The sequence below is a fragment of the Oleiphilus sp. HI0132 genome (assembly GCF_001635845.1).
This window is the reverse complement of the sequence record NZ_LWGJ01000019.1, coordinates 1-667: the sequence shown is the minus strand read 5'-3', so window position 1 is coordinate 667 and position 667 is coordinate 1. Positions and strand designations below refer to the sequence as shown.

Below are 667 nucleotides of genomic sequence, written 5' to 3'. Positions count from 1 at the left end.
TCTAAACACTTCCTAGTTTGCTCAATATGCTTTCTATAAGGAGCGATTATCCCAATTTCATCTGAATCTTGTGTCGCTAATCGAGGTTCAGTCAGCACCTCATCCTTAATAACTGAGATCTCTCTTTCACTAAACAGCCCCGGTTCATCAAACAACTTCCTTGCGTGATTTCCGGCCACAAGCGGAAAAACCAGGAACGGGTCTTTCCTCTCACCTTCTTCGGTCATAATTAACAGCTGATCGTTGTAGAACTGTTTATTACAAAACCCAATAATCGCTGGATGACACCTATAGTGCTCTCTTAACATCGTTTTAGGTAATCGATCGCCATAAGTCTTGAGCAACGAAGACATTATGCTGTTGTCGTAAAAGTTATAATGCTCTTCAACCGGATATTCATCTTCTACTTCGGCTTTCTGGTCAAGAGCGGCCTCTGATGCAAAATTGGATATTTGCTTTAGATCGCCCACGACCACAAGACGTTTGCAGCATGACAACGAAATTGCAGCAGTTACCAGATCTACCTGAGAGGCTTCATCAATTATTAGATAATCCAGAAGTGTCCCACGATCCACGCACCCTCTGAGCGAATGGGTAGCACTTAATATGAGTGGGTGCTGTTTAAGAAACGTTTCGTAATCATTACGATAATCTTCTTTAGTAAACT

Annotated in this window: 1 protein-coding gene; it reads right to left on the bottom strand. The window is 42.0% G+C overall.

What is annotated here, in order from left to right:
• Window positions 1–608: DEAD/DEAH box helicase (locus A3766_RS00395; RefSeq protein WP_369808583.1), on the bottom strand; the 608-nt coding region annotated here is incomplete at its 3' end.
• Window positions 609–667: the final 59 nt, after the last annotated feature.